Genomic DNA, 14,731 nt, shown 5'->3' on the forward strand with positions numbered 1-14,731 from the left:
TTCTCGAGGCCTGTTTCCGGAGCGCTCGGACGGTCTAGGGTGGGCTATGGCCCGGACCGCGTTGCGAATCTGCCCACTGTGCGAGGCGACCTGTGGACTGTCCCTCGGCGTCGACGACGAGAACGGCCGGGTCACCTCGGCCCGCGGCGACCGCGACGACGTGTTCAGCCACGGGTACATCTGCCCCAAGGGAGCGAGTCTGCCGGAGCTGGACAACGATCCGGACCGCCTCGATCGACCGCTCATCAGGCGGGACGGGGAGCTGGTCGAGGTCGAGTGGGATGTGGCGCTGGCGTTCGTCGCCGAGCGCCTCACCGACGTCACCACCCGGCACGGCGCCCCCGCCGTCGGTGTCTATCTCGGCAACCCGAACGCGCACACCGTCGCCGGGGCGCTCTACGCCCCGCTGCTGACGCGTGCGATCGGCACGCACAACGTGTTCAGTGCCAGCACGCTGGACCAGATGCCCAAACAGATCGCGCTGGGCTACCTCTTCGGCAACCCGTTCGCCTTCGCGGTGCCCGACCTGGACCGTACCGATCACCTGGTGATCATCGGTGCCAACCCGATCGTCTCCAACGGCAGCGTCACCACCGCGGCGGACTTCCCCGGCAAACTCACCGCGCTGCGCAAGCGCGGCGGGCGGCTCACGGTGATCGACCCCGCGCGGACCCGCACCGCCAAGGTCGCCGACACCCACCTGGCGCCACGACCGGGAACCGATGCGGCACTGCTGTTCGCGATCGTGCACACCCTGTTCGACGAAGATCTGGTCGCCGCTGACCTCGGGGGCATCGGCCGCCACGTCACCGGACTCGACACCCTTCGCGACGCGGCCGCGGGCTTCTCCCCGGAACGCGTCGCGTCGTACTGCGATGTGCCCGCCGGCGACATCCGCGATCTGGCACGGGCGATCGCGGGCTCGCCGTCGGCCGCCGTGTACGGCCGCATGGGCACCACCACAGTCGAATTCGGAACCGTCGGGAGCTGGCTCATCGACGCCATCAACGTCCTCACCGGAAACCTCGACAGGCCCGGCGGCGTGATGTTCCCGACTCCACCGACGGCGCCAGCGCCGCGCCCACCGCGTCCCGGGCGTGCCTTCCGGACCGGCCGATGGCGCAGCCGGGTGTCCGCCCACCCGGAGGTCGCGGGTGAGCTGCCGGCGGTGGCACTGGCCGAGGAACTCGACACGCCGGGCGAGGGCCGCCTGCGGGCCCTCGTCACGATCGGCGGCAACCCGGTCCTGTCCGCACCCAACGGCGAGCGTCTCGCCGCCGCCCTCGACGAGGTCGATTTCCTGCTCTGCATCGACCCCTATCTGAACGAGACGACCCGACATGCCGACGTCATCCTGCCGCCGCCACGGACGTCGCAGAGCCCGCACTTCGACTTCGTGCTCAACAATCTCGCGGTCCGCGCGACCGCCCGCTACTCACCTCCGGTGTTCCCGCTTCCCGACGATCGACCGGACGAGGCGGAGATCCTGTCGCGTCTCGTCCTGGGCCTCGGTGGATTCGGCACAGACGCCGATCCGTCTCTGGTGGACGACCAGGTGATCGCGGCGACGCTCGCCAAGGAGGTGTCCGATCCGCACTCACCGGTCGCCGGTCGCGTGGTCGACGACTTGGTCGCACAGCTCCCCGATGCCCCCGGCCACGAACGCAGACTGGACATGATGCTGCGGCTCGGCGCCTACGGCGATGCCTTCGGCGGACGTCCCGGCGGCCTCACCCTCGCGGACGTGCGGGCCGCGCCGCACGGGGTCGATCTCGGGCCGATGCAGCCGCGGCTGCCGGGCGTCCTGCGAACCGAATCCGGCAAGGTCGAACTCGCCGCAGACGATCTCATCGCCGACGTCGCGAGATTGCGGGCGGCGCTCGATCGCGCCGATGCCGGGCTCGTCCTGATCGGCCGACGCAACCTGCGATCGAACAACAGCTGGATGCACAACCTGCCGGCTCTGACCGGCGGGAGCAATCGGTGCACACTGCACGTGCACCCCGATGACGCGGCCCGCCTCGGTCTCGAGGACATCGCCATCATCCGGGGTGCCGGCGGAGAACTGAAGGTACCCGTGGAGATCACCGACGACATCCGGCCCGGAGTCGCGTCGCTGCCCCACGGGTGGGGCCACGACGTCACCGGCACGCGGCTCTCGGTCGCGGCCGTTGAGCCGGGCGTCAACGTCAATCAGCTCAACGACGGGACACTCATGGATCCACTCTCGGGGACTGTCGTGCTCAACGGGTTGCCCGTGGAGATCGCACCCGGCTGATCGGCCCCGGGCCGATCGGGACACCTGCGTAGGGTTGGAGCCGCGACGACGGGAACCGTCGGCCGGTGATGACGCCAAGGAGGGGGACGAGCGTGCTCTACGAGGACGAGGGAACGAAGACCGAGGCAGGCTATGTGGTCAAGGTGCCCGTCAGGTGGTCGGACATGGACGTCTTCGCCCACATCAACCACGCCCGTATGGTCACCCTCATCGAGGAGGCCCGGATCCCGTGGCTGTTCTACGACGACCGACCGACGGCATCGTTGCGCGAGGGATGTGTGGTCGCCGACCTCCATGTGAAGTACCGCGAGCAGGTGCGGCACGACCAGGGGCCGATCTCGGTGACCATGTACGTCGAGCAACTCCGGGCGGTCGACTTCACGGTCGGTTACGAGGTCCGGCCGTGCGACGGTGACCCGGCCGCCAGACCTGCGGTCACCGCGACCACCCAGTTGGTCGCCTTCGACGTCGAGAACCAGCGACTGCGTCGTCTCACCACGGAGGAGAAGGACTATCTCGCCTCGTTCCGCCGTTCCGGAACGGCCGACCGGTGACCGCACCCGAACGCCACATCACGCTGGCCGGCGCCGACGACCGTGCCGACACCGTCGCCTTCCTCGGCCGTGCGTTGCGGCTCGACGAGACCGCCGTCATCCGACTGTCCGCCCGTCCCGACGGTTTGATCGGACTGTGGGTCAACACCGGCTTCGAGGTGCTCGCCAGCAGGTCCGTGTTCGGATCGCTGCGACCCGACGACATCGTCTGTGATGCAACGGCATTGCGCAGCTCGCTGGCCGCCGCCGCGCCCGGCACGCCCATCGACCCGGGCTTCGGACTCGACAGCGCATGGCGGGGCGCGCTGCCCGCCACCCAGGGTTTCGTCCAACTCGACGACGTGCCCGCTCGCACCATCGTCGAGTTGTCGCGCGGCGGAGCGCATCTCGCTCGCACGGAGGGGAGTTCGCACGGCCCGGCCACCGGACTCCTCGATCAGGATGTCCTCGACGTGTCCGCATCCGACGGTGCGCAGCGCGCGGCGGTGTCGATGCGGTCGCTGTTCGCCCTGACCGCGATGGGGTTCGTCCGCGACGCGACCGGCCACGAGATCACCGAGACATCGTCGATCGATCTCGTCGCCGCAGACGAACCGGTGCGAATCCGCCTGTCCGGAGCATGGATTCGCATCGATGCCCGGTACGGCTCGGTGTTCCAACGCCGCGAACGCATCGCGATGATGACCGTCTAGCCGTGCGTTTCCGCGGGCTGACTCAGGCCAGCCAGGCCGCCGAGTTCGGTGCGAGCTGTCCGTCCATCAGGGGATAGCTCGTCAGCAGGATCTCGCCAGGAGGCAGCGGCACCGGCACGTCGCTGGTGTTGAGGGCGCAGATGAGGTGCCCCGCCGATCGGCGGAACGCCAGGCATCCCTCCGGCGCGCCGTACCATTCGACCGTGTCTCCGTCGAACTCCGGTCGGTCGTACCGCATCTCGATCGCCTGTCGGTAGAGCGACAGGGTCGAACCGACATCCTCGAGCTGGGCCTCGACGGTGAACCGCACCCAGGATTCGGGGATCGGCAGCCACGTGTCCGCGCTGGTGCTGAACCCGAAAGGAGGCTCGAATCCCTCCCAGGGCAACGGGACCCGGCAACCGTCGCGGCCCCGTTCGGTGTGGCCGGAGCGCTCCCACACCGGATCCTGCAGGACGTCGTCGGCCAGATCGGCGTTCGGCAGTCCGAGTTCGGCGCCGTTGTAGATGAAGATCGTGCCCGGCAACGCGAGTTCGACGAGCAGCATCGCCCGCGCCCGCAGGATGCCCAGGTCGACGTCGACATCCGGTGCGGCGGCGATGCGGCCGTAGCGGGTGACCTCCCGGTCGACGTCGTGGTTCGACAGCGTCCAGGTCGGTGTCCCTCCGACGGAGAGCACCGCATCGAGTGAGTTCTCGATCGCCGCCCGAATGGACTCAGGGTCGAACTCGGCCTTCGCGAGCCGGAAGTTGAACCCGAGGTGCAATTCGTCCGGGCGCAGGTACTCGGCGAATCGTTCGTTGTCCTCGACCCAGATCTCGCCGACGTTCGCGGCGCCGGGGTACTCGTCGAGCACCGTGCGGATCTTGCGGTGGATGTCGTGCACCGCATAGTTGTTGAACCGCGGATCGTCGTCGCGGTTCTCCAGCAGGCCGACCGACTCGAGGTCCATGTCGGGCAGGTCCTCGGGTTTCGCCATACCGTGTGCGACGTCGATGCGGAATCCGTCGACCCCGCGATCGAGCCAGAACCGCAGCGTGGTCGCCAGGTCGTCGAAGACCTCGGGGTTCTCCCAGTTCAGATCCGGCTGTTCGGCCGCGAAGATGTGGAGATACCACTGGCCGGGGGTGCCGTCGGGGTCGGGCACCCGGGTCCACGCCGGGCCGCCGAACACGCTGACCCAGTTGTTGGGAGGTTCGTCGCCGTCCTCGCCGCGACCGTCCCGGAAGATGTACCGGGCGCGCTCCGGACTTCCCGGCTCGGACGCGAGTGCCGCGACGAACCACGGATGCTGATCGCTGCTGTGGTTGGGCACCAGGTCCATGGTGACCCGGATGTCGCGGTCGTGGGCCTCGGTGACGAGTTCGTCGAACAGGGCCAGGTCGCCGAACAGAGGGTCGATGTCACGGGGGTCGGAGACGTCATAGCCGTGATCGGCCATGGGGGAGCGCATGATCGGGCTCAACCAGATGGCGTCCACGCCGAGTAGTTCGAGGTACCCGAGTTTGTCGATGACGCCCGCGAGATCCCCGACGCCGTCGCCGTTCAGGTCGGAGAACGACCGCGGATAGATCTGATAGAAGATCGCCGACTTCCACCACGAGTCGTCGTCCGGATCGAGTTGGGTGGCGGCGACCGCCGGGAGGGCGGAGGTGTCGTCGTACGCGCTGTCGTCGTACGCGCTGTCTACGGGCGCGCTGTCTTCGGACGCATTGTCTTCTGGCGCATTGTGGTCGGACGTATTGTCTTCGGGGGCATGGTCATCGGTGTCCGCGGGATCCTCGGCCGACACATCCCCGTGCTCGACATCCCCCTGCCCGACGTCCCCGGATTCGACGGTCCCGGATTCGACGGTCCCGGATTCGACATCGGCGGTCTCGGTATCCACGGTCTCCGGCGGATCATCGGTGGCGGAGGGGTCATCGGTGTCGGAGGGGTCATCGGCGGCGGGGTCGTCGACCGCGATGTCGGCGTTCACCCGGTCCGGCTCATCGGTGTCGTCGGCGTCGGGGTCATCGGCGTCTGTGTCGTCGGCGCCGGTGTTCGCGGGATCGGTGTTCTCGGGATCGGTATCTTCCGCATCGGCGACAACAGACTCGGTGCCGCCGGAGGTGTCCCCGTCGGCGGTGTCGGGGGTCTCCGAACCCGCCGGTGTCACCGCGTTCCCGTCCGCATCTGTGAGTGCTGCCTCGGGCGCACCATCCGGTTCCGGTTCGGCGGGGACAACATTCGATGTCTCATCGCTCACCGTCGTCATTGTGCCCTACCTGTGTTTTCGGTGAGAACTACAGGTAGGGGTCGGCGCGTCGCACCGCGCGTCGGTGTGTCAGATCGGCGAATTCACCATCGAGTTGGCCGCCATCTCCATGTAATCCACGAGTGCCCGCCGGTGCGCGTCGTCGAGGTTCTGTTCGTCGATCGACGCGATAGCGATGTGCATGCACCGCAACCAGGCATCCCGCTCGATGGGGCCGACGCGGAAGGGCTGATGCCGCATGCGCAGCCGCGGATGGCCGCGTTCGTCCGAATAGGTGCGCGGGCCACCCCAGTACTGCTCGAGGAACATCCGGAGGCGACGTTCGGCCGGGCCGAGGTCCTCCTCGGGGTAGAGCGGACGCAGGACCTCGTCCGCTGCGACCTCCTCGTAGAAGCGGGCGGTGAGCTTGTGAAACGTCTCGGCGCCCCCGACCTCGTCATAGAAGGTGCGTTGGGTGGGGGGATTGCTCGGTTGGATACCGCCGGGGACCTCAGTGCTCACGGACCCCATTGTCCTGAAGGTGGGCGCGGCGCTCAACATCGCAGGACGGCCGGCCGCGCGGTCACCGGTTGTTCACCGGGGCGACCAGCACTGACACGCAGAATTGCCGTGCAAACGATGGTGTTCCGTGTTCCACTTGACCACGTTGGACCTGAGGTGGGAGACGCGTATGACGGGTAGGAACGCAAAGGCGGCGTCGCTCGACGGTGCCCAGCAGCGCGTTCCCGCGCTTTTCACACTTCCCGGCGGCCGGGCGCAGGAGGCCCTGAGCGCCCCCGTGCCACGATCGGCCTCACTCTGGGGTCGTCGACGGGTCCTGCTGCTCAACGCCACCTATGAGCCACTGACCGCCATCTCGCTGCGCCGCGCGATCGTGCTGGTGCTGCGGGAGCGGGCCGACGTCGTCCACGCCGACGATGCCGGCCTCGCGGTCCATTCGGCCGACATCGCGGTGCCGGTTCCGTCGGTGATCCGCCTGCGCTCCTATGTGAAGGTGCCCTATCGTGCGGTCATCCCGATGACCCGCGCGGCTCTGATGCATCGGGACCGCTTCCGCTGCGGCTACTGCGCGGCCAAGGCGACGACCATCGACCACATCGTGCCGCGTAGCCGCGGCGGGGCCCACAGCTGGGAGAACTGTGTCGCCTGCTGCGCCAGCTGTAACCACCGCAAGGCCGATCACCTGCTCAGCGAGCTGGGATGGGCGCTGCGGGTCACGCCCGGCGCACCCAAGGGCCGGCATTGGCGACTTCTGGCGACCGTCAAGGAGATCGATCCGGCGTGGACGCAGTACATCGACGCGGGTGCCGCCTGAGGATTCCGGGGCGGCGGTCGGCCGATGTGACCGGTGATCCGGCCATCTACGACGCGCTGTAGGGGTCACTGCCCGCCGGCCGGGGTCGTGGGCTAAATTGATCACACGACCTGCAACGCAGTCTCTGCAGGCCCCGTGCAGCAACCACAGCAGCTACCCCGATCGAAAGGGTGCCATGGACAACCTGATCGTAGTCATCGGCGTGCCGGTCACGATCATCTGCGTTCTCTTCGTCATCGCATGTGTTGTGGCGATGGTGTTCTCGAACGGCGTGAAGTACCCGAAGGTGCCGAACTACACCCTCGATCAGCAGTGGGACCATGCGCCCCTGCTGTTCAGCGCCACCGAGATCGAACCGATGGCGCTGGCTCATCATGCGGAGGCAACAGACGTGGACGGAGGCTCGGCAAGTGGCAAGTGGTGAGGTAACCCAGGGACATCACGCCGAGGTCACCTCGGCTGCGGCGAGTGCGCTGCCGGTGGGCACGGTCATCACCAACAGCGGACGTGTGTCGGCGACCCGGTTCCCGGGTCAGGCCCCGACGACGCCACCGTTCAGCCGTGAAGAGCTGATCGGGTTGGACGACGCCCTCAAGTCCGCCAGCGAGAAGGCACTCGTGCGCTTCTCGGTGTTCATCGGTGAACTCGGTTCCGATGCGGTCGCCGACGCGCGTGCGGAACTGCTGCGTGCCCCCGAGCCGGCCAACGGAGCGCTGATCGCGGTCTCGCCGAACACCCGTGAGGTGGTCGTGGTCTCCGGTGTGAAGGTTGCCGACCGGGTCAACGATCGCGTCGCGCAGCTCGGTGTGACCGCTGCCGTGACCGGTTTCCGCCAGGGTGACCTGATCGACGGACTGATCGCCGCACTCCGGGTGATGTCGACGGCGGCTGCCGTCTCCTGATCGCCGACCGACGACGACAAACGCATCGGCCGCTCACCTTCGGGTGAGCGGCCGATGCGTTTGTGCAGTGGCGCCGGATCAGTGGGTGGCCAGCGCCCGGTCGTCGCGGGGCGAATCCTCGCCCGGCAGTCGGTCGGCCGGATCGTCGTCGACCATGTCCGACTCGTTGAACGGGGCACGTCCGCCGAGCACGTCGTCGACCCGCCCCTTGTCGACGGTGCTGGTCCACGAGCCCACCAGCAGCGTGGCCACCGCGTTGCCGGAGAAGTTGGTCACCGCACGCGCCTCCGACATGAACCGATCGATACCGACGATCAGACCCACGCCGTCGAGCAGCTCCGGCCGGTGCGCCTGCAGACCGCCCGCCAGCGTCGCCAGACCGGCGCCGCTCACGCCCGCCGCTCCCTTCGACGCGATGATCATGAATGCGAGCAGGCTCACCTGTTCGCCGATGGACAGCGGATCACCCATGGCGTCGGCGATGAAGATCGAGGCCATCGTCAGATAGATGGCGGTGCCGTCGAGGTTGAACGAGTAGCCGGTCGGGACCACCACACCGACGGTGGTCTTCTCCACGCCGAGGTGCTCCATCTTGGCGATGAGGCGCGGCAGCGCCGACTCGGACGACGACGTCGCGAAGATCAGCAGGTACTCGCGGGCGAGGTAACGCACCAGGCGGAAGATCGACACGCCGGCCACGGCGCGCAACATGACGCCGAGGACACCGAAGACGAAGACGACGCAGGTGATGTAGAACGCCAGCATCAGGATCAGGAGTTGCTGGACGGCCGCCCAGCCGGTCTGGCCAACGACGTTGGCGATGGCACCGAACGCGCCGATCGGCGCGACCCACAGGATCATCGACAGAACCTTGAAGACCAGCTTCTGGAAGTACGAGACCGCGGTCAGGATCGGCTCACCGGTGCGTCCCATCGCCTGGATCGCGAACCCGACCAGGAGCGCCACGAACAGGGCCTGCAGCACGTTGCCCTCGGTCAGCGCGGACAGCATCGACGTCGGGATGATTCCCTCGACGAACTCCAGCGTGCCGCCGGATTCGTGAGCCTTCTCCGCGAGTGCCGCGCCCTTGCCCGCGGCCGACTCGATGTTGAGTCCCTCACCGGGCTTGATCAGGTTGCCCACGACCAGGCCGATGCCCAGCGCGATCGTCGACATCACCAGGAAGTAGACGAACGCCAGCCCGCCGACCTTGCCGACGGTGGCTGCCTTCCGCACCGAGCCGATGCCGAGCACGATGGTGCAGAAGATGACCGGTGCGATCATCATCTTGATCAGGCTGACGAACATCGTGCCGAGCACGCCGAGGTCCTTGCCGACCTCGGGGGCGACGATGCCGACGATGACACCTGCCACCACCGCGATGATCACCGCGATGTAGAGCCAGTGGGTGCGGTCACGCTTCTTCGGGATCGCCGGCATGTCGGCCGTCGACCCCGGTGGCGTGGGCTCGTCGCCCGATCCCTCGCGGGCCGATCGTGGGCGCATGTTCATCGGACTTCCTCTCGTGTTCGTGGTCTCGTGTCGTGGTGGTGGTGACCCCGCGGATATGCGGGTCGGTGTATGGATTGTGGGGTGGATTCGTGACGCGGGTCACGATTGAGTTCGTTTCGTTCAGCGACCGTGGCAGGGCGATCCGTGGAGGAGGTGGCCGATGCGCCGGTTGGTCCCACGCACACTCGCAGGTCAGGCCGTCGCCTGGCTGCTCCTGCTGGTGGCGGTGATCATCGTCGCGGGCAGTGTTCTCGCGGCGATCGATGCCCGGGTGGACGGTGACCGTGCGGCCCGTGACGAGGTCACCGCCGTGGCGGTCAGCCTCGCTGACGCGCCGTCGACGGCGGATGCGCTGATGTCGACGACACCGGCGCTGACCCTGCAGCCGGTGACCGAACAGGTGCGCAAGGCCACCGACATCGCCTTCATCACGATCATGGGTCCCGACGGAACCCGCTACACCCACACCAATCCGGCGCTCATCGGACAGCAGTACCTCGGCTCGACCGCCGAGGCGCTGCGCGGTGAGGTGTTCACCGAGACCTACACCGGCACCCTGGGGCCGTCCATCCGGACCGTGGCGCCGGTGCGCGCGCCGGACGGACGGATCGTCGGGCTGGTGGCGGCGGGCATCACGCAGCAGTCGTTGACCGTGGGGTGGCGCGCGCAGTTGCCGCTGATCATCGCCATCGCATTCGCCGCCCTCGTGACGGCCGGTTTGGGACTGTGGTTGATCCGTCGGCGACTGCTCCGGCAGACGGGCGGTCTCGCCCCGGCCGAGCTACGCCTCATGTACGAACATCACGACGCGGTGCTGCACGCGGTCCGCGAAGGTCTGGTCGTCATGGAGAACGGCCAACCGGCGTTGGTCAACGACGAGGCGCGACGCCTCGTCGGGGCCGAGGCCGACGGCGTCGTGGCGCTGCCGCCGTTCCTCACCACCGGCGTCGATCCGCTCGTCGACATGCTCTATGCCGAAGGTGGCCGAACCCTGATGGTCAGCCGGTCGCCGGTGTCGGGCGAACGCACCTCGGCGGTGGTCACCATCCGCGATCACACCGAATTGTCCGAGGCGATGGGGGAATTGGACTCGATGACACGATTCGCCGAGGCGCTGCGATCGCAGGCACACGAGTCCGCGAACCGGCTGCACACCATCGTCGCGCTCATCGAGATGGGCCGCGGCGACGAGGCCGCGCTGATGGCCACCACGGAACTGCAACTGTCCCAGCGACTCATCGACCGCATGACCGACGACGTCGCCGAACCGGCGTTGGCGGCGTTGCTGCTCGGCAAGTCGGCGCAGGCCGCCGAGCGAGGGATCTCGTTGACGCTGACCGAGGAGTCGCAACTCGGCGACGACGCGACCCAGCTGCTGACGGCCGGTGAGATGATCACCGTCGTGGGCAATCTCATCGACAATGCGCTCGACGCGTGCGAGCAGGCGGACCCGTGGGTGGAGGTGACGGTGGTCGGGGACGCCCGGCGCCTCGAGGTGGTCGTGGCCGACAGCGGTCCGGGGATGGACCCGGCGGAGTTCGCGCGCGCGCAGACGCGCGGCTATTCGACGAAGGCGGGCGGCGATGCGGCCGGCCGCGGACTGGGTCTGGCGCTCGTGGCACAGGTCGTCGCACGGCACTCGGGGACGTTGCATGCCGAGAACACCTATGCGTCGGTGGTCCGGGTGGTGATGTCGGCCGACGACGGCGTCGACAGCGACGTGGCGGACGGCGGGGGAGGTGACGGCGGACGATGATCCGGGTACTGGTCGTCGAAGACGAGCCGCTCATCGCCGAGGCACATCGCGAATACCTCTCGCGCATCGCGGGATTCGAGGTCGTTGCGGCGGTGACGACGGCGCAGGAGGCGTTGCGTGTCGCGACCACCGCGTCCGGTGCCGACGAGCCGATCGACCTCGTCCTGCTCGACCTGGGTCTGCCCGACGCGCGCGGCGTCGACCTCGCATCGGCGTTGTCGGGCATCCGGCCGGGCCCCGACATCATCGCGATCACCGCCCAACGAGACCTGGCGACGGTGCGCTCGGCGATGTCGCACGGGGTTCTGCTGTACCTGTTGAAACCCTTCACCTACGCCGCGTTCGCCGAGAAGATCCGGCAATACCTCGGCTATCGCGACGCGCTGACGGCGGGCAGCGACGCGGTCAGCCAGCGCGACGTCGACCGCGCGCTCGCGGAACTACGGACCACCGATGCGCGCCGCACCGCGAAGAAGGGCGCCGCGCCCGAGACCGAGGACGCGGTGGGGCGTGCCGTGCGCGACAGTGCGACTGGGCTGACGGCATCCGAGGTCGCCGCCGTGCTCGGCAGCTCCCGGGTGACCGCGTGGCGCTACCTGGAGCGACTGGCCGACGATGGGACGGTCGAACGGATCACCGAGTACGGCAACACCGGCCGGCCCCAGGTCCGCTACCGCTGGCGCAGTCGCTGACCCGGGTCCGGCCGGTGTCGCCGAAGTAACCGGCGTCGACGGTCAGGACGCCGACGTCGCGTCGAACTCGCGTGCCCGCAGCGAGCGGGCGACGGTGTCACGGCCCTCGGAGATCAGGCGCTTGAGGGCGGGCGGATGATCTCCCGCCAGGAATTCGTCGGCGGCGGCCAGTCCTTCGGCGCTGATCGCCCAGTGCGGATACAGCCCGACCACCACGGTCTGGGCGACCTCGCTGGAACGTCGGGCCCATACGTCGGGTACCGCGGCGAAGTACCGGGCCACGTAGTCGGTCAGCAGATCCGACTGCCCCGGACGGGCGAAACCTTCGATCATGGTGCGGGTGTAGACATTCGAGAGCGTGTCGTCCTCGATGGCCTGCGCCCATGCGTCGGCCTTGGCCTCCGGCAGGGGTCGCGACGAACGCGCGGCCGCGGCCTGACGCTGCCCGGTGGCGGTGTTGTCGCGATCGGCCTCCGCGTCGATGACCGGTGAGGTCGTCGGGTCGGAGTCGATTGCACCCGCGGTGGCCAACGCCCGCACCAGCTTCCATCGCATGTCGGTGTCCACCACGAGACCGGACAGGCCGTGGTCGGCGGGGTCGTCGCCGTCGAAGAGCCCCTGGATGGTCGGGACCTGGTCGTCGTTGACCTTGCCGGCGAGCAAGGTGTTGATGAAGGCGAGCTGATGATCCGAGCCCGCTTCGGAGGACCGGGCGAGTTCCAGGAGCCGTGCGCTGAAACCCGGCCATCCGGTGGTGGATGCCCACTCCGGGTCGGCGTAGGCCTCGATCGCGCTGGTCGCCTGCATGAGAACCCGTTGCACCACCCCGATTTCGGTCTCGGTGGCAATGCCCTGCTGCACGAGTTCCACGAACTCACGGGCCGCCATCTCCGCCTGGCGGGTCATCTCCCAGGCGGCCGACCAGACGAGCGTGCGGGGCATGGAATCGGCGATGTCACCGATCCTGGTGGTGGCGGTGGCCAACGACTCCGGGTCCAGGCGCACGGATGCGTAGGTGAGGTCGTCGTCGTTGAGCAGGACGAGGGCGCCACGTCCGACACCGACGAGCTCGGCGACGTCGGTCCGCTCGCCCTCGACGTCGAGTTCGGCGCTGTGCACCCGCTCGAGAGTTCCGGAACCGTTGTCGTCGTAGACACCCACCCGCAGCCGATGCACGCGGGTCTCGCCGGCACCGGGCGCGGCGCCGTCCTGCACGATCGTGAAACGGGTGAACTTGCCGTCGGCGTCCACCTCGAAGTCGGGCCGCATCACGTTGATGCCGGTGGTCTTGAGCCACTGGGTGCCCCAGTCCGACAGGTCGCGGCCGGATGACTTCTCCAGCGCGGCAAGCAGATCGGAGAATCCGGCATTCGCGAACTTGTGCGCGGCGAAGTAGTCACGCAGGCCGGACAGGAAATCCTCGAGCCCGACGTAGGCGACCAACTGCTTGAGCACCGATGCGCCCTTGGCGTAGGTGATGCCGTCGAAGTTGACCTCGACCGCGGCGATGTCCGGGATGTCGGCGGCCACCGGGTGCGTGGACGGCAACTGGTCCTGCCGATACGCCCACGACTTCTCCACGTTGGCGAAGGTGGTCCAGGCGTTCTTGTACTCGGTGGCCTCGGACTGGCACAGCACCGAGGCGAAGGTGGCGAAGGACTCGTTGAGCCACAGATCGTCCCACCACTGCATGGTGACGAGGTCGCCGAACCACATGTGGGCCATCTCGTGCAGGACGGTCTCGGCCCGGCGTTCGTAGAGATACTTGGTGACGCGCGACCGGAAGACGTAGTCCTCCAGGAAGGTGACCGCGCCGGCGTTCTCCATCGCCCCGGCGTTGAACTCGGGCACGAAGAGCTGGTCGTACTTGCCGAACGCGTACGGGATACCGAAATTCTGGTGGTAGAAGCCGAAACCCTGCTTGGTCTCGGTGAACAGCCGCTCGGCATCCATGTGCTCGGCCAGTGACGCCCGGCAGTAGATGCCCAAGGGGATCGCACCGTGGTCGTCGGTGTAGGTGTCGGTCCACTCCGCGTACGGACCGGCGATGAGGGCGACGAGGTAGGTGCTCATCAGCGGCGTCTCGCGGAAACGGTGCACGGTGCCGCCGTTCGGTCCGGATTCCACCTTGAGCGTGTTCACGACGGCCGCGTTCGAGATCACCTTCCAGTCCTCGGGTGCGGTGACCGTGATGGTGTAGGTCGCCTTGAGGTCGGGCTGGTCGAAGCACGCGAACATGCGCTTGGCATCGGCGGTCTCGAATTGTGAATAGAGATAGACGGATTCGTCGGTCGGGTCGACGAACCGGTGCAGTCCCTCGCCGGTGTTGGAGTATGCACAGTCGGCGACGACGGTCAGGGTGTTCTGGGCGGCGAGTGACGCGAGCGGGATGCCGACCGATTCGTCGAAATCGGACACCTCGAGTTCGGTGCCGTTGAGTGTCGCCGAGATCAGCGTCGGCGCGACGAGATCGATGAATGTGTCCGCACCCTCGGTGGCGGTGAAGCTCACCGTCGTCACCGAACGAAACGTCTCGACGCGTCCCCCGTCGCCGGGCTCGCCCCTGCCCGGCGCTCCATTCCCGTCGGTGAGGTCGAGTTCGATCGCGTAATTGGTGACGTCGACGGTCGCGGCGCGTTCGCGTGCTTGGTCTCGGGTCAGGTTGGGAGCAGTCACAGTCGGGTCAGTCCGCCTCTCGAATCGTGGTCTGTGGCCAGCTTAACGGGAATGACGGTCGGGGAATCTGGTTGTAGTTTCCGAAGAGCTATACCCA

12 protein-coding genes are annotated in these 14,731 nt (G+C 67.8%); 8 read left to right on the forward strand and 4 right to left on the reverse strand.

The window, feature by feature from the left end; translation table 11 throughout:
* The first annotated feature begins 46 nt into the window (after positions 1-46).
* The 3 genes from D7316_RS02620 to D7316_RS02630 all read left to right on the forward strand — a co-directional run bounded on the left by D7316_RS02620 (position 47) and on the right by D7316_RS02630 (position 3,524).
* On the forward strand, positions 47-2,278 hold the full coding sequence (locus tag D7316_RS02620; RefSeq protein ID WP_124706915.1) for a molybdopterin-dependent oxidoreductase: 2,232 nt from the start codon (positions 47-49) through the stop codon (positions 2,276-2,278).
* A 92-nt stretch (positions 2,279-2,370) separates the two neighbouring features.
* The gene (locus tag D7316_RS02625; RefSeq protein WP_124706916.1) at positions 2,371-2,832 is read left to right on the forward strand and encodes an acyl-CoA thioesterase; all 462 of its coding nucleotides are present in this window, start codon (positions 2,371-2,373) and stop codon (positions 2,830-2,832) included.
* The gene (locus tag D7316_RS02630; RefSeq protein ID WP_124706917.1) at positions 2,829-3,524 is read left to right on the forward strand and encodes a hypothetical protein; all 696 of its coding nucleotides are present in this window, start codon (positions 2,829-2,831) and stop codon (positions 3,522-3,524) included. The genes D7316_RS02625 and D7316_RS02630 overlap by 4 nt, the downstream gene beginning before the upstream one ends.
* Before the next feature lie 22 nt (positions 3,525-3,546).
* On the opposite strand, the gene D7316_RS02635 is transcribed toward D7316_RS02630, so the two are convergent.
* Positions 3,547-5,772 carry a glycoside hydrolase family 13 protein gene (locus D7316_RS02635; RefSeq protein WP_331852557.1) on the reverse strand — a complete coding sequence of 742 codons (2,226 nt, stop codon included), beginning with the start codon at positions 5,770-5,772 and terminating at the stop codon, positions 3,547-3,549.
* A 78-nt stretch (positions 5,773-5,850) separates the two neighbouring features.
* On the reverse strand, positions 5,851-6,291 hold the full coding sequence (locus D7316_RS02640; RefSeq protein ID WP_124706918.1) for a globin: 441 nt from the start codon (positions 6,289-6,291) through the stop codon (positions 5,851-5,853).
* 160 nt (positions 6,292-6,451) lie between these two features.
* Between D7316_RS02640 and D7316_RS02645 the strand changes: the two genes are divergently transcribed.
* The 3 genes from D7316_RS02645 to D7316_RS02655 all read left to right on the forward strand — a co-directional run bounded on the left by D7316_RS02645 (position 6,452) and on the right by D7316_RS02655 (position 7,998).
* The gene (locus tag D7316_RS02645; protein ID WP_232016733.1) at positions 6,452-7,096 is read left to right on the forward strand and encodes an HNH endonuclease; all 645 of its coding nucleotides are present in this window, start codon (positions 6,452-6,454) and stop codon (positions 7,094-7,096) included.
* Between the two features lie 175 nt (positions 7,097-7,271).
* A complete protein-coding gene (gene ctaJ / locus D7316_RS02650; RefSeq protein ID WP_124706919.1) occupies positions 7,272-7,520 on the forward strand; it encodes an aa3-type cytochrome oxidase subunit CtaJ in 249 nt (82 codons plus the stop codon).
* Positions 7,507-7,998, forward strand: a complete 492-nt coding sequence (locus D7316_RS02655) for a DUF5130 family protein (RefSeq protein WP_232016734.1) — start codon at positions 7,507-7,509, stop codon at positions 7,996-7,998. The genes ctaJ and D7316_RS02655 overlap by 14 nt, the downstream gene beginning before the upstream one ends.
* Before the next feature lie 78 nt (positions 7,999-8,076).
* Here the strand turns inward: D7316_RS02655 and D7316_RS02660 are convergent, their stop codons facing one another.
* Complete coding sequence (locus tag D7316_RS02660; protein WP_124706921.1) at positions 8,077-9,510, reverse strand: cation:dicarboxylate symporter family transporter; 1,434 nt, start codon at positions 9,508-9,510, stop codon at positions 8,077-8,079.
* Between the two features lie 160 nt (positions 9,511-9,670).
* Here D7316_RS02660 and D7316_RS02665 point away from each other — a divergent pair, with 160 nt between their 5' ends.
* Together D7316_RS02665 and D7316_RS02670 are read left to right on the forward strand one after the other, a co-directional pair.
* Positions 9,671-11,266, forward strand: a complete 1,596-nt coding sequence (locus D7316_RS02665; protein WP_124706922.1) for a sensor histidine kinase — start codon at positions 9,671-9,673, stop codon at positions 11,264-11,266.
* Positions 11,263-11,958, forward strand: a complete 696-nt coding sequence (locus tag D7316_RS02670) for a response regulator (RefSeq protein ID WP_124706923.1) — start codon at positions 11,263-11,265, stop codon at positions 11,956-11,958. Before D7316_RS02665 ends, D7316_RS02670 begins: the two co-directional genes overlap by 4 nt.
* Before the next feature lie 42 nt (positions 11,959-12,000).
* Here D7316_RS02670 and pepN read toward each other — a convergent pair whose 3' ends face one another.
* The gene (pepN, locus tag D7316_RS02675) at positions 12,001-14,634 is read right to left on the reverse strand and encodes an aminopeptidase N (RefSeq protein ID WP_124706924.1); all 2,634 of its coding nucleotides are present in this window, start codon (positions 14,632-14,634) and stop codon (positions 12,001-12,003) included.
* Between the last annotated feature and the right edge of the window lie 97 nt (positions 14,635-14,731).

The organism is Gordonia insulae, assembly GCF_003855095.1.
In the GTDB taxonomy this organism is placed as follows: domain Bacteria; phylum Actinomycetota; class Actinomycetes; order Mycobacteriales; family Mycobacteriaceae; genus Gordonia; species Gordonia insulae.

Excerpts from the sequence above, each read along its gene's own strand:
- D7316_RS02620 (WP_124706915.1), top strand. The coding sequence starts at position 47 with ATGGCCCGGACCGCGTTGCGAATCTGCCCACTGTGCGAGGCGACCTGT.
- D7316_RS02640 (WP_124706918.1), bottom strand. The coding sequence starts at position 6,291 with ATGGGGTCCGTGAGCACTGAGGTCCCCGGCGGTATCCAACCGAGCAAT.
- D7316_RS02645 (WP_232016733.1), top strand. The coding sequence starts at position 6,452 with ATGACGGGTAGGAACGCAAAGGCGGCGTCGCTCGACGGTGCCCAGCAG.
- ctaJ (WP_124706919.1), top strand. The coding sequence starts at position 7,272 with ATGGACAACCTGATCGTAGTCATCGGCGTGCCGGTCACGATCATCTGC.
- D7316_RS02660 (WP_124706921.1), bottom strand. The coding sequence starts at position 9,510 with ATGAACATGCGCCCACGATCGGCCCGCGAGGGATCGGGCGACGAGCCC.
- D7316_RS02665 (WP_124706922.1), top strand. The coding sequence starts at position 9,671 with ATGCGCCGGTTGGTCCCACGCACACTCGCAGGTCAGGCCGTCGCCTGG.
- D7316_RS02670 (WP_124706923.1), top strand. The coding sequence starts at position 11,263 with ATGATCCGGGTACTGGTCGTCGAAGACGAGCCGCTCATCGCCGAGGCA.